This is a genomic window from Cohnella sp. 56, assembly GCF_037963805.1.
In the GTDB taxonomy this organism is placed as follows: Bacteria; Bacillota; Bacilli; order Paenibacillales; family Paenibacillaceae; genus Cohnella.
Map to the genome: position 1 here is coordinate 47,115 of NZ_JAZDQE010000006.1, position 21,793 is coordinate 68,907.

Sequence of the window (21,793 nt, forward strand, 5' to 3'; positions counted from 1 at the left end):
GATGTTCAATCGTGGATGTACGTCGGTCGGGCCTGGACCAAGCGGCTCGCATACGCCCGGCTTCCGCCGTCGAGGCGGCGCCGGGCGTGCGCGATCGCAGGCCTTCTACAGCCGCTTGAAGACACGGTACAGCATCGTCGCGGTCTCGGCTCTCGTCGCAGAGGCATTCGGCTTCAGCTGTCCGCCGCTTCCCTGGACGATGCCGGCGCCGACCATCGCGCCTACGGCTTGCTTCGCATAGCCGGAGACGGCGTCCCCGTCCTTGAACGTTGCCAGATCTGCCGCAGCGCCGGCCCATTCGAGCGCGCCCGTCACTTGCAGCGCTCTTGCGATCAGAACCATCATATCCTGCCGGGAGATCTCCGCTCGCGGATTGAAGTTGCTGCCGTCGACGCCGTTGGCGATGCCCAGCTTCTTCACGATGGCAAGCGTGCTGTAGAAATAATCGTCGGGCGACACGTCGGCAAAGTTATCGGTGCCGTCCACCTCCGCTTCGATGTTCAGCAGCCGCACGAGCAGCGTCATGAAGTCCGCGCGCATGATCGGCTTGCCCGGATCGAAGGTCGATTCGGCCGTGCCCTTGATGATGCCCGCGGCGGCGAGCGTGCCGATCGCTTCGTCCGCCCAGCCATACTTCGCGTCGACATCCTTGAAGATTGCGGCGCCCGATGTCGGCGCCGGCGTTGGTGTCGGCGTTGGTGTCGGGACCGGCGTCGGCGTTGGCGTTGGCGTCGGTGTCGGCGTCGGGACCGGCGGAGGCGTCGTCCCCGGATCCGGGGACGGAGACGATTCCGGCGACGGCGAGGCTTCCGGTGACGGCGAGGCTTCCGGTGACGGTGATGGCTCCGGTGTCGCCGACGGTTCCGGTGTCGCCGACGGTTCCGGTGTCGCCGTTGGCTCCGGCGTCGCCGACGGCTCCGGTGTCGGCGTTGGCTCCGGTGTCGGCGTTGGCTCCGGTGTCGGCGTTGGCTCCGGCGATGCCGTTGGCTCCGGATCGACCGCACCGCCCTCCAGCAGGACGCTCAGGCTTCTGGATTCCGGTGACACTTGATCGTGCTGATCGACCGCCCGGATCGCGAACGTATACGTCGAGCCGAGCGCCAGCCCGGTCAGCGCTGCCGTATTCGTACCGGCCGGGACCGTCGTCTTCAGCGTCCCGTCCTGATAGATCGCATACGCCTTGACCGCAGAATCGGCCGAGCCGTCCCAGGCGAGCGTCGCCGAATCGTCCGTCTGCGAATCCAGTCGCAGCTTGGGCGCAGGCAGACTCGTCTTGACCGCGTCGGTCGGATAGACGGCCAGATAATCGAATGCGTACTTGCCCGTAAACCGCTGCGCGGAGAAGCGGAACATCTCGAAGCCCTTCAGCGTCGCGCTCGTGTCGAGGAACGGAATGCCTTCGACTCGGTATGTCCCTGTGTCGCGGTCTACCTGGCCGCCGGCGACGGGCAGGCCGCCGTAGTTTTTAAGCCCTTCTTCCTGAACGGTCAGATCGTACGTCTTGGCGTCGAAGTCGATATCCCAGCGGATCGTCATCCATTGATCCTTGGGCTGCTGGTAGCCTTCCGCCAGGCGAATGTTCGTGCTGACGCCGTTCACAAGCTTCTGGAAGCCGATGCCGCCGTCAGAGAAGCCGACGAAGCCGGCGAAGATCTTGCCGTTGCCGCTGATATCGATCAGATAATTGCCGACGTCATGGTCCACCTTGGAGAACATCGTACGCGTCTCTATGGTGAGCTTGCCGCCGCCGGTGTTCGGGATGATCTTCCGCAGGACAGGCGACGAAGCGTACTGGTCCGAGCTCGGAAAATAGTTGTCCAGCGCTACCAGCGCATTGCCGCCCTCCGGCAAAGGAGCGACGCTGATGGACGTGCCGCCCGTCTTCAGATTGTCCCAGCCGTTGCCGTTCTCGACCTCGGCCACCGGCCAGTCATCGAACGTGTCGTACACCGGAATGCTGACGGACGCGGGCAGCGTCACCGTCACGTCGGGACCGTCGGTCGTGGCATTGTCCTGATTGTCCCTGGCTTCGACCTTGAACGTATACGTGCCGCCTGCCTGCAGGCCGCCGATGTCGACGGTCGTGCTATTCGTTGCGTACACGGCCGTCATCACGGAGCCGTCGACGCGGTACACCTGGTACCCGCTCGTCTTGCCCGCGTTGTCGATCGCAGGCGCCCAGGTGAGCCGGACCATGTCGCTGGACAGGAACTGCGTATGAATGGCCGCTTCCTCGCCCCACACCGGCGGCGTCGAATCCTTCTTCAGGACGGTCAGCGGTGCCGCGCCCGGCGCGACATAGGAGCGGTTGCCGCTCGTATCGACGGCGATGACGCGGAAGGCATACGCTTGTCCGGAGACCAGGCCCGTGATCGTAGCCTCGGTCTTGTCCGACGGCACCGTCAGCTTCTTGACGCCGTCCATCTCGATCTCATAACCCCTGACGGCCACATTGTCCGTGGAAGGCTCCCAGCCGAGCGTGATCTCGCCGTCCGCCTGGGACACTTCCTTCAGTCCGGTCGGCGCGCTGGGCCGGATCTCATCGTCGCCTGCCTTGACGAGTCCGATCCAGTCCAGATTCATCCCGCCGAGCGAGTGATACATCGTCAGATCGACGACGCCCGCGGACAGCTGTACGCCTGTCTTGACCCGAAGGCCGCGCCACTGCTCCGGCGTCGAGCCGAAGCTCTCGGTTTTCGGCACCTTAAAGTAGTTAATTGCGTTGCCCAGCTTCACATAGCGGATCGAATCCGTATCCGGCGTCGTCACGTCCCAGCCCGCCACATACTTCACGACCAGGTCGTAGACGCCGTCCTCCGGCACGTTCAGCTTCCACTTGAGCGATACGCCAAGCGCATCCCAGTTGCTCACGCCTTTGCCGCCCGAGAGCCATGGACGGGTATCGTATACGGTCGGCTGCTTCGTACCCTTCCACTCGGTGAACAGCTCGGCCTCCTGCCATTCGATGCCCATCGTCTGCCGCGTATCGTCGGGAGCCTGATACTGCTGTGTCTGCAGCGGGTCGCCCGAGCCGATGTTCGTCAGCTTCAGCAGGCCGGTATCGCCCTTCAGCAGGATCGAGGCGTTGGCGTCGATCAGGCCGCTCGAGATTTTGCCGTACTTTTGGAACGAAAAGCCTGCCGGTGCTTCGACTACTTGATAGAAGCCCTGCGCATTGGTCAGCTGCCCCCAGGCTACGCTGTCCCCGTTCACATCGCGGTACGCCTGCAGCGTCACCGATCCCGCGACGCCGTCGATATCCGTCTGCAGCGTGACCGTGCCGAGCGGGCCGGGCATCGGCGCGGCATTCAGCTTGAATGCATGCTGTCCCTGCTCGACATGCAGCACGAGCTTGCCATCCGCGAGACTCCACTGAACCCCGCGATTGTCGAGCGCTTCCCGGACGTCCCCGCCGGGAGGAATCGCATCGCCGCTGCCGGACTCGCGCACCTGCGTCAGTCCTGCCGCAGCCAACGTCACTTGCGCCTCTGCCTGTGCGGATACGGACAGTTGGTCGCGGCCGTACGAGACGGTCGCGGCAGAATCGCTCTCGATCAGCGTGACACCGTTTTTGACGAGCTTGGTGCCGACGACGAGCAGCGCCGAGTCGCCTTTGACCGCGGCGGCCGCGCCGTCGAATTGCACGCCGTCCGCACCGGTGTCTACCAGGCCGCTGTCCGTCTTGCGGATGTAGACCGTCGTACCGTCTTCAAAAACAAGCTTCATATAATTGGAATATTCGGTCGACGCGACGTTCGCAGGCGCATCGCCGCGCTTGTACGGCGCCAGCGTCGCGATCATCTTGGTCTGATTCTCCCTCGGCGTGATGAACGCCGCATGGATCTGCGACTTGCCCGAGAAGGCGCCCGTCGGCGGATAAGATACGCCGTCGGGACCTACATACTTCGTCTCGTAGGTCGTGCGATAGCTCTGCGCCTCCTGGCCGTAGAACTGCACCCGCAGGTTCGCGTCGCCCTTGGCGATCGTCGCGCCCGTGTTGCCGGGGTCGATCGTCAGATTGTCGTCGGCGTGCAGGTTCCACTCGAACTGGGAGCCGCCGTCTTTGGTTGTCGCCAGGTCGTCGATGACGACATAGACGTCAGGGCGCACATAGATGATGTGGCGCACGGCTTTGGACAAGCCGCCCTTGTACGCCGCGGTGGCATCGCCGCTCGTCGCGTCGAAGTCCGGGCTCGTCACGAAGCCGAGCACTTTGCCGTCAGCCGTAATATCGTCATTGCCCTGCCCCTTGCGGCCGTCGAACGTGATCGCATTGGCGGAGTAGGTTTGCCGCGTAAAGTTGCTATGATGCTTGCTGCCGTAGAAGTCATAGTAGCCTGCTTTGACGGCCAGAGACTCGCCGAAGGCGTTCAGCACGAAGCTGTTCTGATCGGACATCGTGTGGTTGTACGTCCCGTAAGGGCTGGACCGGAAATACAGCGACGTACGGTCCGTCTCGTACAGCTCCGAATGCATGGCCACGGCGCCGGTATCCGGGAACCAGATGCCCTTCGGCAGGTCCACGGGCGGCTTGGAAGCCACGTCGTCCGCACGATAGAAATAATCCGTCAGACCGGTCGACTTGGCGCCGATCGCCTCCGCTTCCCATTTCAACCGGGAATCGTCGTAAATATCGGCGAGACGCGTCAGCAGACTGGCGCTCGGCGCGCCCGGCGTATATTGCGAGTCGTCGCCGAAGACGCCGGTCGGGCTGCCGTGCGGGAACATGTACAGCGGGTACAGACCCTCGTTGCGTGAGAACGCCTTTTTGTACAAATCGATCGCACCCGAGCTCAGCAGCACGTCCATCAGCTCCTTGTTGGAGCCCGACGACCACTGCCAATACCCGGTGCCCTGCGACCATGAGCCGTCCTCCCCGCCCCACGGCGGCAGCACGTTGATGAACAGCGGCACGGACAGCTTGTACCAGTCGGCCGCCTCGGGAATTTCATTGAGCATCGCGGTGGCGATGATGCCGATATAGCCGACGATCGTCCACCCGTGCGAGTCGTACGGGAACTTGTAGAAGCCGTTGTTGCTCAGGTAGTTCTGAACCAGCGTTTCGGTGCGGGCCTTGATCATATCGCGGACCGCCTGCTTGTCGCTCTCCGTCAGCAGCGGGAAAAGCCAGTCGTATGCGATCGCGGAGCGATAGGCGATGGAGCGGTGCACCTGATCGTGTATCCGGTAGCTCGTCGCTCCGTTCGGATCCCAGGTCGCAAGGTTCAGCAGCAGCGTTTTGGCGCGATTGCCGTACGTGGCGTTGCCGGTCACGAGATAGAGGAATGCGGCGTTCTGCATGTCGTTCAAAGCGTCTTCGGCAGTCTTCTTGAGCGCCTGCTGGGCCGCTACATAAGCGTCGCTGTTGGTCGGTACTTCATTGTTCATGTAAGGGAAAGTCGGAGCTGCCGGCAGCGGCTTGCCTGCACTGGCATTGTACGCGGCCACCGTCTGGTCGAACACCGTCTTGGAGTTGCCCGTCAGGCGGAGATCGCGGAAGGCCGCCAGCTCGTCTGGCGTCGTCCAAATGCGCGGATGCGCCGTCGAGACGTTGCTCATGAGCTGTTCGACCGGCGGCACGACGAACGGCACGCTGTCCGCGTCGATGCGGAACTTGCGCGTCGTGCTCCAGTCGGACCAGGCGCCGCTCGTCTGATGATAGCGGACGCGCCAGTACCAGGCGCCGGCGTCGAAGGTCACGGGAAAGTTGTAGTAGTTGAACATAATCGCGTCGTTCTCATGAACGACCGTCGCAAACGACGAATCCCGGCTGACCTGGAGATCGTACTTGTCCGCACCGGTCACGAACGGCCAGCTGAAATCGGGCGGATTTTGCGTCGTAACCAGCGAATCCGTCGGCCGGAACGGCATGTTCGTGCCGCCGAGCACGTTCGCGGGCCAACCGGAGTCGGCAGCCGCCGCCTGCGGCGTCGAACTGGCGGGCCACAGATTCAATAAGCCAAGCAGCAGCGTTAAAGCCAATACAAGAGCGGTTTGCTTTTTCACCTTCCCGTACATCGTCACTATTCTTCATCCCTCTCGATTCCGCGTTTTGTTTTGCAGCTTTGTAAGCGTTTACCATATCCTCCGTTAAACAGGCGGCCTCATAACTAGCGCCGCCATGCGATGTTGCAGGACTGCCGCCTCCGTCAGCCCTTGACGGAGCCGATCAGTGCGCCTTGCTCGAAGTGCTTCTGGATAAACGGATAAATGATGAGAAGCGGCAGACAGCCAAGCAGGATGATCGCGTACTTGAGCGATTCGAGAATGACCTTGTGCCCGTCCTTCGTCGACGCCGTGAGCACATCGCCGGCCTGGCCGACGACGACCAGATTGCGGATGACGAGCTGCAGCGGGAACAGGTTCGGATTGCGAATGAGCAGCAGCGCCCCCTGGAAGCTGTTCCAGATCTCTACGGCGTAGAACAATCCGATCGTCAGCAGCACCGGCTTGGACAGCGGGATGACGATGTGCGTGAGCACCGAGAAGTCCGACAAGCCGTCAATGCGTCCCGACTCCTCGACCTCGACCGGAAGTCCGGAGAAAAACGTCCGCATCACGATCAAGTTGTACGTGTTGACGGCATTGGGCAGCACCATCGCCCAGATTGTGTCCATCAATCCGTAGGCACGCGCCACCAGATAGAACGGAATCATGCCGCCGAAGAACATCATCGTGAACACGATGAACAGCATGATCGGCTTGTGGAAGACCAGCCCCCTGCGCGAGAGCGCATACGCGCCCATAATCGTCACGGACATGGAGATGAAGCCGCCGAGGAGGACGTAGCCGATCGTATTGCGGTAGCCGATCCACAGCCGCTTGTCTTCGAATACGGCGTTCAGCGCGTCGAATTGGAACCCTCGCGGGAAGAAGCTGACTTGGTTGCGGACGACATATTCCGGTGCGCTGATCGCCACGGATGCCATATGCAGGAACGGAAACACCGTGACGATCGCGATGAACAGCAGGATCAGAAAATTGACGACGTCGAATACACCAATTCTTTTTCTTACCATAGACTGGTCTCCCCCACTTTGCGACTGACTTTGTTCGCTGTGTAGATGAAGGTCAGGGATACGACAGCTATGGATAGATTAATGGCGGTAGCGTAGCTGAAGCCGCCTCCGAGGATGCCGATTCGATAGACGTAGGTCGATATGATGTCCGCGGTGTCCCGATTGCCCGCATTGCCGAGCAGGAACGCCTTGTCGAACGGAACTTCGAGAATGCCGCCGATGCTCAGGATGAACATGATGACAATCGCCGGTACGATGCCGGGGATCGTCACATGGAGCGTCTGCTTCCAACGGTTCGCGCCGTCCATCCGCGCGGCTTCGTACAGCTGAGGGTCGATGGCCGCGAGCGCCGCAAGGAAAATAATCGTACCGTAGCCGGCCTGCTGCCAAATGTCCGAGCCGATGTAGATCGTCCGGAACCACTCCGGCTTCTGGAGGAAGTTGATCGGCTCTAGGCCAAGTGTCTGCATCGCTTTGCCGACCCACCCTGTGCTGGGAGACAAGAGCATCAGCATGATGCTGGACAGGACGACGCTGGAGAGGAAAAACGGCAGGTAGCTGACGCTCTGCACGAAGCGTCTGAACTTTTTCCAGCGCATCTCGTAGAACAGGATCGCCAGGACAATCGGCGCCGGAAAAGCGATGACAAACTTATATAAACCCAATAAGAGCGTGTTGCGGACAATGTTCCAGGCGTCGGGATTGCTGAAAAACATCCGGTAATACTTGAGCCCGACCCAGGGACTGTGCCAGATGCCCTTGAACAGGTTGTAGTCCATGAAGGATACCACGATCCCGAACATCGGAACGTAGCGGAAAAGCAGATAATGAAGCAGCGCAGGCAGCAGCAGGAGCAGAAATACCCTGTCGCGCTTGATGCGGTGGAAAACGGATTGTTTCATCGTAGTGCTCCTTCCCGAAGAGACGGGGCCGTGCACTGTCCAGCAACGCACGGCCCCGCAGCTTGCTATCTTTTCATGCCGGAATGAATCTCGTTACTTACTTCGTGTTCGCGATCTGGCGGTCCAGCGCCTTCTGGTACGTCGTACGGATCTTCTCGAGGTCATGCTTGCCGAGATCCTTGACGAAGGCATCCCACTCGCTGAGCGGTCTGTCGCCGTTGATGAACTTCGTGACTTCGCCTGTCCAGAACTTCCAGATCTGGTCGTTCGACGTCGAGAGCTCGGACGCTTCGTCCGCCGTCAGATTCGGGCGGGCATAGGCGACGGGGAACCGGTACTTCGGCGCTTCGACATAAGATTCTTGCTCGCCCGGCTTGACCAGCGAGAGCCATGCGTTGAAGTCGAACCAGCCGTAGGTCGCGGCGGTCTGGATGCCGGAGATGACGCGCAGGTCGTTCGCTTCCTTGTAGTTGTCGTTGAACTTGCGCTTGCCGTCCACGACTGTGTACGTCTCGCCTTCCTTGCCCCAGCTCTGGATGTCCTTGCCCTTCTCGGAGAAGATGTAATCCAGGTAGCGGTAGGCCGCATCCTTGTTCTTGGACGTGGAGGCGACTGCCAGGCTGTAGCCCTCTTGGCCGCCCTTCGGCAGGTAAGGCTTGTCGCCGGCGCCGATCGGAGGCGGCATGAACTTCAGGTGGCCTTCGGTCAGCTGGCTGTTCATGATCTCGATCTGGCCGATGAACTGGACGGTGATGAACGACTTGTTGGTGGACATGAACTGCGTCCAGGCCTTGTAGTCCATCGTCAGCCAGTCCGGCGGGATGAGCTTCTCCTTCACAAACTTGTTCAGCCATTCGACCATCGTCTTGGCGTTCGGATCCTCAAGACCGAACTTCATCTTGGTCGGATCCGCCGGATCCTGATAGAACTCCGGATAGATGTCGAAGGACGGTCCGAACGTATCGAGCGTGCCCAGGCCGTGACGGAACATGAACGGATAGCTGTCGGGATAGAGCTCCTTGAGCTTCTTGGACACCGTGTACAGCTCATCCCACGTCTTCGGCACTTCGAGATTGTTCTTCTGGAAGATATCGTCGCGATAGAACCAGACCATCTGGCTGCCGTCGCCTGCGCCGTCGTTATAGATGTTGAAGATCTCGCCGTTCGGCGACACTGCGCGGGACAGGACGTCCGGGTGACTGTCGAGGTACGCCTTGACGTTCGGCATCTGGTCCATATGCTTGGACAGATCCTCGAAGGCGCCCTGCGGTCCGAACTTCTGAACGTCGTTCTGGAAGACGGACAGCACGTCCGGCATGTCTCCGGATGATACGGCGAGCGCCAGCGATTCCGGGCCGGTGGCGAGCACCTGCTCGACGTCGATGTTGGTCTCTTCCTTGACCCACTTCCACACGCCCCAATCCGCCTTCGGCGGCCAAGCGTCATTGTTCTCGGTGAAGATCTTGATCTTTGCCGGCTCCGGCAGTGCAGCCGACGCGCTTGCCGTCGCGGCGGCCGACTGGCTCGGATTGGCCGAGCTCGAAGCGCTTGTCGCGGGCTCGTTATTATTGTTGCTGCCGCAACCGCTTACGGTTAACGCAACCGCAGCGGCTGCCGCCCAGGTCAGTTTGAACGCTTTCATGTTCATGCAGACACCCCGTCCTTTTCAAATAAGGTTTTATTAAGCTGCCTTGCCCGCTTCCTTCGCCATCATTGGACTGCCTCCGCATCGCTGCGGCCATCCTTCGGCTTGCTCTCATCGTAGGCGCCGGGAGCCGCTCCGGTAAATAATCGGTTGCCTTTAAAAGTTGTATTTTTTTCGGGCGATATTAAAAAAGTATTAGCTTTTCGTAAAACAGGCAAGTAAAGACGGCTTGGTCGAGTGTAGATGACCGATACCTCGCTTGTTCCTACCTGAGACTAATTAGTCCGCATACCGCCACCATGACGCCCGTTTGTTCCTACCTGAGACTACTTAGTCCGCATACTGCCACCATGACGCCCGTTTGTTCCTACCTGAGACTACTTGGCCCGCACTCCGCCACCATTGCGCCCGTTTGTTCCTACCTAAGACTACTTGGTCCGCATACCGCCACCATGACGCCCGTTTGTTCCTACCTGAGACTACTTGGCCCGCACTCCGCCAGCATACCGCCCGTTTGTTCCTACCTGAGACTAATTGGACCGCACTCCGCCAGCATACCGCCCGTTTGTTCCTACCTGAGACTAATTGGACCGCACTCCGCCAGCATACCGCCCGTTTGTTCCTACCTAAGACTAATTGGCCCGTATACCGCCACCATCGCGCTCGTTTGTTCCTACCTAAGACTACTTGGCCCGCATACCGCCAGCATACCGCCCGTTTGTTCCTACCTGAGACTAATTGGACCGCACTCCGCCAGCATACCGCTCGTTTGTTCCTACCTGAGACTACTTGGCCCGCACTCCGCCAGCATACCGCCCGTTTGTCCTACCTGAGACTACTCGGCCCACACGCCGCCACCATCGCGCCCGCTTGTTCCTACCTGAGACTATTTGGTCCGCACTCCGCCAGCATACCGCCCGTTTGTTCCTACCTGAGACTACTTGGCCCGCACTCCGCCAGCATACCGCCCGTTTGTTCCTACCTGAGACTATTTGGTCCGCATACCGCCAGCATACCGCCCGTTTGTTCTTGCCTAAGACTACTTGGCCCGCACTCCGCCAGCATACCGCCCGTTTGTTCCTACCTGAGACTACTTGGCCCGCATACCGCCACCATGACGCCCGTTTGTTCCTACCTAAGACTACTTGGTCCGCGCTCCGCCAGCATACCGCCCGTTTGTTCCTGCCTAAGACTACTTGGTCCGCACTCTGCCAGCATACCGCCCGTTTGTTCCTACCTAAGACTACTTGGTCCGCATACCGCCACCATGACGCTCGTTTGTTCCTACCTAAGACTACTTGGTCCGCATACCGCCACCATGACGCCCGTTTGTTCCTACCTAAGACTACTTGGTCCGTACGCCGCCATCACCGTGCTCGTTTGTTCCTACCTGAGACTACTAGGCCCGCACTGAAATCACTTATCCGCCGCCAACGGCAAGCAAAAGCGGCAGGCGCGGGCTCGCACCCGCGTCCTGCCGCCGCTTATCCGGCCGAATTCTCCTGCTTGCTTTTCCGATACTCGCTCGGTTTGAGCCCTGTATATTTCTTGAACATCCGGTTGAAGGATGCGATGTTGCGGTAGCCGACGGCCTCCGCCACCTCCTGGATTTTCATCCGGCCGTTCACGAGCAGAGATTCGGCCTGTCGGATTCGCGTCTCGTTCACGTACTCGACGAAGTTGATGCCGGTCTTCTCCTTGAAGTAGGTGGACAGATAACCGCTGCTCAGGTTCAGCTTGTCGGCCAGCGCGTCGAGATAGATCTCCTCGGCCAGATGCTCGTTGACATAATTCATGACGAAGGAGGCGATCGAATCCTTCCGCTCCTTTTTGTCTTCGATCGCTTCTGCGGCCCGCCGGACCCATTCGAGCAGCAGCCGCTGCAGCTCCGCCACGGTGACGCAGCCGTCGATCCGCTCCTCCGCGTTTTGCAGCATGCTGTCCGCGATATCCGCGCCCAACTGCTCCGCCGCCGTCCCGCGAATGCGCTCGGTCACGGATTGGGCGAATCGCAGCCAGGCCGCCGCCGTCGGCTCAAGCTCGCGTTGTCTCGCGAAGAACCGTTCCATCAGCTCCTCCAGCGCCTGCACGTTGCCTTCTTTCAGATTGGCCCGGAACCGGACGTCCTCCTCCTGCACGAATGCGATCGCTGTCAGCCGGTCCGAGGAGGAGGCGACGATCTGCGTCTCGTCGACCAGGCTGCGCTCGTCGATCCGTTCAAGCACCTCCTTATAGGCGACGCTGATCTGATCGGAACGATGGTACACCGAAGTGACTGCGATCGTGATCGTGCCGCTGTCCCGGTCCTGGTCGAACACGACCTTAATCTCCCGCAGCAGCTCGTCCAGCGTCTCCGGCCGGTCGATGAACACGAGACTCAGTATCTGGTTGTATTCGACCTGATTGGTCAGCGCGTCGGGGAACACCCGGTTCAGCTTGTCCTCGATGAATACCTTCATATAATACAGCCAGCTGCTGAAGGTTCCGTCGTCCCAGCTAGCCCCCTTCTTCTCGACAACCTGGAACAGGACGAATACGAACGGCTTGCCGGAGAACTCCAGCTTGGAGGCATCCCGCTCGCTCCCCCGGATGTCCTTCAGCAGATGGATGAACGCCCATTGCTTCATAAGCTTGTTTTTGTCCCGCAGCTGGCTGCCGATTAGATCGAACTCCCGGATACTCGACTTGTACGGCTCCGCGTCCCCCGCTCCGCGAATCGAATTCACCAATTGCTTGAACGGATTGTTGATGCGGACTGCCATGAGCAGAGCGATCACGATGCTGAGCAGCACGACCGCCACCACAAGCACGACGAGCGTCAGGTTGATGCGCGTCTGCGAGGCCATCTGCTCGACGGGCAGCCGGTGCATATAGGTCATCCCGCTGCCGCCGGTCCTGTAAAAGTGGTAGCGGTTGTCCTGCACGAACTCGTCGCCCCCGCGCTCCGTAAGCGTATCCAAAGAAGGAAATGCGCCGACGTTCGAGCGCGTGAATAGCGGTGAGCCATCGCGACCGTAGATAATGAAGTCGTCGTTCAGCGACTGGTGAAAGGCCCCATACATCTTGTTGGCATCGAGGAGCACCGCCATATAAAAATCACGATTGTCCGCCCGCTTGAATATCATCGGGATGTAATCGCCGACGACCTCCTTGCGGCGGGAGAATACATTGGAATAAAACCGGTCCGCCGGAAAGATCCGGTTCGTGTACGTCTCGTCGAATTGTTTGTCCCAGAAAGACTTGGGATACTTCTCGCCGGCCATGAACACGTCGAACATGTTGTCCGGCGTCGTGCTCGTGGACTTTTCAATGACGAACTGACCTTTCTTGGAGTAGAACACGATGTCGGCGATATACAGATTCGGATTGGACACCCAGGACAGAATGTCGTTGATAACGCCCGGGAAATCCGAATAGTTCGGCTCGCGCTGCAGCTTCTGCACACGGTCGCTGAACAGGAATAGATACATCTGCTTGCGGATAATATCGAAGTGCTTTTCGTAGTTCTCCATCGTGCTGTCCAGCATGAGCGTATTGTACTTCACGACCTCATCCCGAACATTGTTCCTGGAGACGGATAGCGCGTAGGCGGTCAGCGACACGAGCAGAATAATAATGCATAGGAATCCCGCCATCAGACGCAGGAAAAGCGTGGATGAAAAATTGCGAACGTAGTGCACGGGCCGGAGCTTCATGATGAATCATCCTGTCTGTTATGATCGGACTCCCGGGCGTCTCGCAGGCTCGGCCGCGGGGCTGCCAGTATTATGGGCCATCGTACCGGTTCAAGCTGCATGCGGCGGCGTTTGCAACTTCTGATGCAAACGACCTATGTCCATCATAATGGCCGGAGCATATGGAGACAAATCTTTTTTATGTCTTTTAATGTGCATAGCGCCTGTCCGGGCAATCAAAAAAGCCACGCCTCAAGTCTGCTGCAGCTTGAGACGCGACCCGATTCTCGGCGCGCTGCGAATTAGCGGTCTAGCTCTGTGCATCACAGGCTGGCCCGCTGTTCGGAGTGAAAGTTAGTCCTTCTAATCTAGCGCGAAAGTTATGCTTTGGGACCTGCGTACTCGGCGTTCGCCCTATCGAGCATCGACTTCCAGTCCTTGAAGTTCGTCTCTCGGGCCACATGACGCTCCCAGAGTTCTTCATTAATATTTTTGATATCGTCATGGCTATAGACCTGGAAGTTGCCCTTCTCCAGAAATGCGGGGAACGACTCGAAGTTCGTGTGCTTGCTCATGAACGCTTCGTTGAAGAGCTTGTCGAGCGAGATGTGATTCGGATCTTCCTGGAACGTGCGCTGGCCCTGCAAATCCTTCAACAATTCTTCCATGGACATCGGTTTCTGCTTTTTCAAACGACCACTCCTAAAATTTTATCGATATTCCCATTATGGCCGCATTCGGACCAAAGTTTCAAGTCTTAACGCATAAACCTTTGCAAATGATCTGGCTCGCGCGGATCGGCCCTTGATTTGCGGGCCCTGCGGCGGACAAAAAAGAGCCCGGGCAAGTGCGGCCGCCCGGGCTCTTCGCATCAACCTTTGCTTACTGCTGCAGCAGCCGCTGCAGCACGACGACCGCTTCGGCGCGGCTGGTCAGGCCCGCCGGCTCGAACAGGCCGGCTTGCCTGCCGTTGACGAGGCCGAGCGCCGCCGAGGCGCGAACCGCCTCGACCGCCCATGGCGCTACCTTGGCTTCGTCCTTGAAAACCGCAGCCTGCGCGACATCGGAAGCGCCGCTGTGCCGGACACTGTATGCCCGCATGAGCATGACGACCATCTCCTGGCGCGTGATGCGTCCGTTCGGATCGAAGACGCGGTCGCTCTTGCCGCGCGCGATGCCCGATTGCACGGCTGCCGCTACGGCGTCCGCATACCAAGCCGTAGGCGACACGTCGTCGAATGCCGCGGCGTCTGTAGCCGTCAGGCCGAGCGAGCGCACGAGGAAGGCTGCGAACTCGGCACGGGTGATCGAGCCGCCCGGAGCGAACGAGGTAGCGCTCACGCCGTTGACGATATGCTTCGCCGCCATCTCGGCAATCGCGTCGGCCGCCCAGTATCCGGCAGGCACGTCGTCGAACGACTTCGTCATCTCAAGCACGGCGTACTTGCTGAAGTGGCGAATCTCCGCCGCGAACGCCCCGCTCTCGTACTTGCCGCCGATGTATTCCAGCTTGCCGTCGTCCGCGATATAGTAGATGCCCGACAGACGCGCATTCATCGACGGATCGACCTTCAAGCGCAGTAGGATCGGCGCGTCGAAGGCGGCCGGCTTCGTCTCCTTGCCGTCCTTCGCGACCAGCGCCAGTTCAAGGTCGTACACATGGCCCGCGGCCCGATACAGCGTGTTCCCGGCATCGTCCCCGGCAGCGAGCAGTGCGGACTTGTCGGCATCGCCGATCTGCCCGAGCTTGATCGCGATCCTGCTGTCGGCAAGTTGATCATCTGCAATCCCGCCGGCCAATTGCTTCAGTATGGCGGACGGGATCGTCAGGCTCAACTCTCCCGCCGACAGGATCAACTTGTTGGCGCCGATCAGCCGGAACGCATCGGCAGGCAGCTCGATCCGCTTCGTGTCCGATCCGATCGCCACAGTCACCTTGCCGTCGACTGCCCGGGCCAGCTCCTCGCTCTTCACGACCTGGGTGCCCGGCGATACGGGAGCCGTCACGACCGGCGGCGTATAGACCGGCGGCGGCGTCTCCGGCACGTATGGCGTCCTCGCCGGGACGATGACCGCTAGCGGACGCGTATCCGCCGTCATGCCGTCGGAGATCCGGGTGACGACGAGCACCAGATGCACGATCGTCTCGACGGCCGGAGGCGCGATCGTCCCCGTGTCGCTGACGACGTCCGGTCTGTCGGTGCTCTTGATCTTGATCTCGAAGTCCGCAGGCACGGCCGGGAGCGTCAGTCTCGTCGCATCCTTGGCCGGCGCGGCCAAGCCGTATATGCCGGAGGCGACCGACAGCGCCGTCATGCCCGCTTCGGCCGGCGTCCGCGCCGGCACGACGACCGTCAGGCTCGCCGTATCCGCGGTCGTGCCGTCCTCCGTCTTGGTCACCGTCAGCACGAGCGTGACGGTAGTGTCCGCATCCTGCGGCGCGATGACGCCATGCTCGTCGATGACGTCCTCACGATCCGAGCTCTTGATCGCCACCGCGAAGCCTGCCGGCACGACCGGCAATGTCAATGCCGTCGCATCCCGCTCGGGCGCCGGGATCGAGACGATGCGCTGCGCCACATCGGCAGCCGTCGCCGAGGCCGGCGTCCGCGCCGGCACGACGACCGTCAGGCTCGCCGTATCCGCAGTCGTGCCGTCCGCGATCCTGGTCACCGTCAGCACGAGCGTGACGGCAGTGTCCGCTTCCGGCGGCGCGATGACGCCGTGCGCGTCGATCACGTCCTCACGATCCGAACTCTTGATCGTCACCGTATAGCCTTCCGGCACGGCCGGCAGCTTCAAGGCCGCGGCATCCCGCTCCGGCGGCGCGAGCGAGCGGATCGTATCCGCCACGCCGGCTGCCGTCAACGGCGCGACGGCGACCGCGTACGCCGATACGTCGCTGTCCTGCCAGCCGTCCCGGACGGCGACGGCGCGAATATACGCGCTGCGCTCCAGCACGAGCGGCTCTGCGTACTTCATGCCGGCGGCGGCCGTAGGCAGCGAGCCGTCCAGCGTGTAGTACACGGCCGCGCCGACGGACATCGTCGACAGCGTCACCGTCTTGGTGCCGAGCCGCTCTCCCGGCGCGATCGCGGCAGTCACCCGCGACAGCTTGCCGCTCTGAACGACCGGCGGCGTATCCGTCTTGGACAAGGTGAACGAAGCCAGATTGAAGCCGTCCACATTGTCCACCAATTGAATCGTATGAATGCCCGCATTCAGATGAACGGTCGCGACAGCAGACTGGTAGTTGCCCCAGCCGCCGGTGAAGGGCAGCGAGGTCGTCGCGAGCGCGGCGCCGTCCTGGTTGAACGTGACCGTCACGCCGTTCTGATTGGTCGCATAGTTGTACGACACGTTGTAGTAGCCTTCGGCCGCAACGTTCAGCAGGTACTCGAACTTCATGCCCGCCGTCGTATAGCCCAGGTTGTTGAAGGTCGTGCCGAGCTGGACGACCGGCATCGGCGTCGCGTTCGTGTAGCTGTCGGCCTTGACTTCAAGCGTGCCGTCCACCGTCTGGGCGGCGACAGGCTCGAAGCGCAGCCCTTGCACCTTCACGTTCGCGTCGCTGGCCGCCGCGTACAATCTCAGCTTCTGCTCGCCGCCCGCCAGCGTCACCGGCAGTCTCGCCTGGATCGGACTCGTGCTGTTGTACTGGTTGGGCACGATGAAGGAAGCGAGCGTATTGCCGTTCTGGTCGTTCAGCAGGAACGACGAGCCGGCCGGCGGCACTTCCTGCAGCGTGGCGATATAGGCGCCGCCCTGATCCGGCACGGTCAGCTTGTAGTCGATCCAGTCGCCCGTCGCGATGCCTGACAGCTGGCTGGCGGTCACGCCCGTCATCCCGCTCTTCTGCGCGTAGTTGGACAGATCGAGCGGATCGGTGACGAGCGCGGGTGCCGTCGCGCGGTCGGTGCCCCGCAGCGTGACGTCCGTCGTCAATACGGCTCCGGCGCTCGAATCCGCGTAGGCGGCCGGCGGCACGCTGAACGTCAGCTTCAGGTCCTTGTAGTAGACGGTATTGTTCCAGGCCAGCTTCACATCCACCTGATGCTCGCCGACAACCGTCGCCGACTGGATCGAGACGCCGCCTTCGGTCGCGCCGGTGCCGGACAAGACGATCGCGTTCGCCTTGTCGGCGACGAACGTGCCGCCCTCAAGCTTGAGCGAGACGGTCCTGCCTGCGACATTGTACGGCAGCGAGCTCTGCTCCGCCGTCAGCTTCGCCTGATTGACGATGCTGCCCGTGCCGAGGCGGTCCCATTGATAGGTCGCCACGGATTGGGCGGGGATGACCGCCGAGAACTGCGAGCCTTCGCTCACGATGCGAATGTTCTGCGGCTTGCTCGTCTGGTTGATCGCCACAGTCACCAGCTTCTTGGCGTCCGGGCTCATGAACGAGACGTTCGTCACCGTCGACGAGGAGCCGTAGTCGCTGTCGATCCGGATATAGCCCGGCTTGACAAACTTCGAATACTGCGCGAGCAGATAGAACTCGGGCAGCAGCCAGTAGTTGTCCGGATTACCCGAATCCTGAACGATCGGCGTCGGGTCCGGCGTGCCGGTCCACTGATGCGTCGCGATATCGCTGTCCAGCATGAACACCCACGAGTTGTAGCTCTTGGCCCAGTTCCTGAAGTACTGCGCCATCCGGTCCGCACCCGACGTGCCCCATACCGCTCTCTCCGTCAGGTAGACGTTCTTGGTCGGGAACGCATTGTGCAGCGTCGTCATGTTCGACAGTTCACCGCCATAGTCGTGGAACGCCGTGCCGTCCACGGCATTGCGCGCCGACTCGTCCGACAGGATCGGCGTCGGATAGCTGGAGGTCGAGCTCGGATTGTGGTCGAAAATCCAGATTTTGACGTCCTTGAAGCCGCTCGCGTCCAGCTCTGCCCGCAGCAGCTTCGCCAGTCTGGCCTGCTGCTGCCAAGGCATGTTCGTGCTCGGATACTCGATCTCTAGCAGCGGCTCGTTGATCATCGTGAGCGCGCTGATATTAATGCCTTCGCTCTTGTACGCCTGCAAATACTTGACGTAATACTTCGCCAGCACGGGCAAGTATTCGTCCTTGACCGTCCCCTTGATCATGCTGTCCGTCGTCTTCATCCAGCCGGGAGGACTCCAGGCCGAGGCGAAAAATTGCATGTTCGGGTTGGCCGCCTGAATCTGCTTGATCGTATCGATGATGTGATAATCCTTGTCCTTCTGAATCGAGAAGTGCTCCAGATTGACGTCCGTCTGACCCTTCGGCATATCGTCGTAGGAGTAGAACGGCTGCGCCGTGAAGTCGGCCGTGCCGATCGTCAGACGCATCATGCTGATGCCGGCGCCGGTGTCCGGATTGAACATCTTGTCGATCAGACTCGCCCGCGCGGGACCCGACATTTTCCACAGATTGTGTACGGACGACTCGTCCACCGAGGTGCCGATGCCCATGATCGACTGATACTGCTTGGTCGGATCGACGTTGATCGTCGTTGCGTTGAACGCGGCGTCCTTGGCGACGATGTCAAGCTTGGGCTGCTGCTCCAGCTTCTGGTCGCCCGGCTGATAGCGGGACGCGTAGTACCATTCCCGGTTGACCGGATCGCGCTCTCGCGATATCCACGATTCGACCGCCTGCGCCTTGACGACCGTCCGAACCGGCGCGTCGCCCGTGCGGGTCAACTGGAACCAGTCCAGATTGAGCGAGCCGCTCGTATATTCAAAACGCAGCTTCTGCTTGCCCGCATCCGGCAGGACGATGCCGGTCACTTGCTTGTCGGCATAGGTCGCATAACCGCCCGTAGAAGCCGAATTCGCAAACTTGCCGGCGAGCTCGCCCCGCGAGTTGACGATGTTGAAGCCGACTGCGGAGGTCGCGCCAGTGGCATAATGGACGTTCAATGTGTACGTCCCGGCCTTGGCGACGTCGAGCGTATACTCAAGCCATTCGCCGCTGGCGGCGAAGCCGGCATTGGTCACGCCGTCCGCCGTCTGCATCGCGACCTTGTCGCTCTTGGCGCTGTAGCTCTCCGTCTCGAACTTGACCGCGCCGGATTCCGGCACCGCTACGACCGGCACGACCGGTGCGTCGCCGGTGCGCTTGATCGACAGCCAATTGAGATTCAGCAGGTTGCCGACGAGCTTGAGGCGGATCGTCTGATCGCCTTGCTTCAGCGCGACATTTCTGACCGTGCCCGTCTGCCACTCGCCCCCCGTCGACAGCACCGTCAGCATGCCGAGCTGGGTCCCGTTCGCATCGAGCACCTGCAGGCCGGTGGAGGTGCCGCTGATCGTGGAGGAATAGCGGATGTCGATATCGTAGTATCCGGCCTGCTCCACCCGCAGCGGGAACTCCAGATATTCGTTCGCGGCTGCGCCGGTGACATCCTTGGCGCCTTCGCCCTCGCTCGCCGCCGCCGTCGTCTCGACCTTCAGCGCGCTGCTCTTGACGCTGTAGTTCTCAGCTTCAATCTTCGCGGCATCGGAAGCGCCTACCGCCGTCCGCGCCGGATTGGCCGCCAGCGTCGGCGTCGCTTCGTGCTTGGTCAGCCCGTAGCCGTAGTCGAACAGCAGCTTGGGGCTCTGCCGCTCGTACATCGGATAGGCGGACAGGTAGAACGGCCAGCGCATCGGCAGCTTGCCCGTGAAGTCCTGGCTGCCGAACAGGACGTCCGCGACGCCTTGTCCTTCGGTTCCGGGCAGCCAAGCCTCCACCAGACCGGCCCAGTCCTGCATCTGCTCCGAGATCATCATCGGGCGGCCGGAGACGAGCACGACGACGATCGGGATGCCCGGGTTGCCTGCGCGCACGTTCCGCAGCGTCGCCAGGTCCTCGGCGTTCAGATTGAGCCCGGTCTGGGACGTGATGTCCCCGGTGCCCTCCGCGTACGGCGCTTCGCCCACGACGACGATCGCGGCATCCTTGCCGGCCGAGCCGAGCCCGTGCTTGTTGTAGGTCACGCGGTCGCTGCCGGCGACATTCTTGATGCCCTGCAGGATCGTCGTACCCGTCGTGATGCTGCCCGCAGCGCCCTGCCAGCTGATCGTCCAGCCTCCCGACTGGATGCCGATGTCGTCGGCGCTCTTGCCCGCGACGAGAATATGCTGCATGCCGCCCAGTCGCGACAGGATCGGCGCACCGCCGACGACGTCGTTCTTGAGCAGGACGAGCGATTCGGCGACCGCCTTGCGGGCGATTGCCCGATGCTCCGCGGAGCCGACGGCGGACGTCAGATCGACGCTGGCCCGGCTGTTCTCGAAGACGCCGGCCTGGAGCTTGACCCGCAGGATGCGCGAGACGGCGTCATCCAGGCGCGTCATCGGGATGCCGCTGCCCGGGCTGGCGATATCGTCGCCCGCGAGCGCCTTCAGATTCGCGACCGTCGCCTTCCAGTCGGAGGTCATCATGAACATGTCGACGCCCGCGTTCACGGACACCCGGATCTGATCCTTCAGTCCGCTGACGGCGTTGCCGTTCCAGTCGGTCTTGATCTGCTGGGCGGCGTTGTAATCGCTGATGACGAAGCCCTTGAAGCCGAGCTGGCCTTCGCCGGTTCCCTTCAGGGCGTCGGTCAGCAGCCGCTGATTGGCATGCATCTTGATGCCGCCGATGCTGCTGTAGGAGGCCATGACGGTCATGGCGCCGGCATCGATCGCTTTCTTGTAGACGCCGAGGTCCTTGTCCACAATCTGCTGCTCCGTGAACTGCGTCACGTTGCCTTGATTGGTGCCATTGTCGGTGTAGCCCTCGCCGAGATAGTGCTTCACCGTAGAGACGACCTTGTCCGGATCGTCGTTGCGGTCGGCGGTCTCGCCCTGGAGTCCCTTCACGTACGCGGCGCCCATGTCGCCCACGAGCCCCGCGTCATCGCCGAAGCCCTCGTAGGTCCGGCCCCAGCGGATATCCTGCGGATCGGCGATCGTCGGCGCGAACGCCCAGTTCGTGCCCGAGGCTCTCATCTCCTCGGCAGTCGCCGCGCCGATCTGCTCGGCCAGCGCCGTATCGCGGGATGCGCCGATCCCGATATTGTGCGGGAAGATGGTGGCGCCGAGTACGTTGTTGTGTCCATGAACGGCGTCCACCCCGTACAGGATCGGGATGCCGAGCCGCGTGGACAGCGCCGCGTCCTGATACGAATTGACCAGCTCCGCCCACTTGTCGACCGTGCTGTCCGACTGCTTGCCGTTCGGGAACGATCCGCCGCCGCTCAGTACGGAGCCGAGGTAATATTGCTTCACGTCCGCCGGCGTCACATTGGCCCGCTCGGCCTGCACCATCTGGCCGACCTTCTCGTCGAGCGTCATCCGGCCGAGCAGATCCGCGACTCTCTCCTCCAGCTCCCGGTCCTTGTCCAGATAGAGCGGCATGGAGCTTGCGGCCGGCTGGACGCTCTCCCCTTGCAGGTCGATCTGCGGCGGCGCCGCTTGCTCCGCCTGTGCGAGGCCGGGCAGCAAGCCCGTCAACAAGGAAGACAGCATGAGCGAGGACGCCAAGCTTCTTGCTCTTTTTCGAATCACGAGACAACCCTCCCAGGTTAGCGATGATTTCCTGACCGATTATAA

General features: G+C 61.2%; 7 protein-coding genes. All 7 read right to left on the reverse strand.

The genetic code is table 11. The features are described from left to right. Positions 1–105 precede the first annotated feature (105 nt). The 7 genes from VQ071_RS12830 to VQ071_RS12860 all read right to left on the reverse strand — a co-directional run bounded on the left by VQ071_RS12830 (position 106) and on the right by VQ071_RS12860 (position 21,748). On the reverse strand, positions 106–6,006 hold the full coding sequence (locus VQ071_RS12830) for a DUF4962 domain-containing protein (protein ID WP_340514402.1): 5,901 nt from the start codon (positions 6,004–6,006) through the stop codon (positions 106–108). 143 nt (positions 6,007–6,149) lie between these two features. Next, positions 6,150–7,019, reverse strand: a complete 870-nt coding sequence (locus tag VQ071_RS12835; protein ID WP_340514403.1) for a carbohydrate ABC transporter permease — start codon at positions 7,017–7,019, stop codon at positions 6,150–6,152. Beyond that, positions 7,013–7,921, reverse strand: a complete 909-nt coding sequence (locus tag VQ071_RS12840) for an ABC transporter permease (RefSeq protein WP_340514404.1) — start codon at positions 7,919–7,921, stop codon at positions 7,013–7,015. The genes VQ071_RS12835 and VQ071_RS12840 overlap by 7 nt, the downstream gene beginning before the upstream one ends. A gap of 97 nt (positions 7,922–8,018) precedes the next feature. After that, complete coding sequence (locus VQ071_RS12845) at positions 8,019–9,569, reverse strand: extracellular solute-binding protein (RefSeq protein ID WP_340514405.1); 1,551 nt, start codon at positions 9,567–9,569, stop codon at positions 8,019–8,021. A gap of 1,481 nt (positions 9,570–11,050) precedes the next feature. Further along, positions 11,051–13,261, reverse strand: a complete 2,211-nt coding sequence (locus tag VQ071_RS12850; protein ID WP_340514406.1) for a helix-turn-helix domain-containing protein — start codon at positions 13,259–13,261, stop codon at positions 11,051–11,053. Positions 13,262–13,620: 359 nt separating this feature from the next. Beyond that, a complete protein-coding gene (locus VQ071_RS12855) occupies positions 13,621–13,914 on the reverse strand; it encodes a hypothetical protein (protein WP_340514599.1) in 294 nt (97 codons plus the stop codon). Positions 13,915–14,122: 208 nt separating this feature from the next. Further along, positions 14,123–21,748 (reverse strand): glycoside hydrolase family 3 N-terminal domain-containing protein, encoded by a 7,626-nt coding sequence (locus VQ071_RS12860; protein WP_340514407.1) that lies wholly within the window; start codon positions 21,746–21,748, stop codon positions 14,123–14,125. Positions 21,749–21,793 lie beyond the last annotated feature (45 nt).

Bases quoted from the DNA above. Each gene is read 5' to 3' on its own strand.
- VQ071_RS12835 (WP_340514403.1), bottom strand. From the start codon at position 7,019: ATGGTAAGAAAAAGAATTGGTGTATTCGACGTCGTCAATTTTCTGATC.
- VQ071_RS12840 (WP_340514404.1), bottom strand. From the start codon at position 7,921: ATGAAACAATCCGTTTTCCACCGCATCAAGCGCGACAGGGTATTTCTG.
- VQ071_RS12845 (WP_340514405.1), bottom strand. From the start codon at position 9,569: ATGAACATGAAAGCGTTCAAACTGACCTGGGCGGCAGCCGCTGCGGTT.
- VQ071_RS12850 (WP_340514406.1), bottom strand. From the start codon at position 13,261: ATGAAGCTCCGGCCCGTGCACTACGTTCGCAATTTTTCATCCACGCTT.
- VQ071_RS12855 (WP_340514599.1), bottom strand. From the start codon at position 13,914: ATGTCCATGGAAGAATTGTTGAAGGATTTGCAGGGCCAGCGCACGTTC.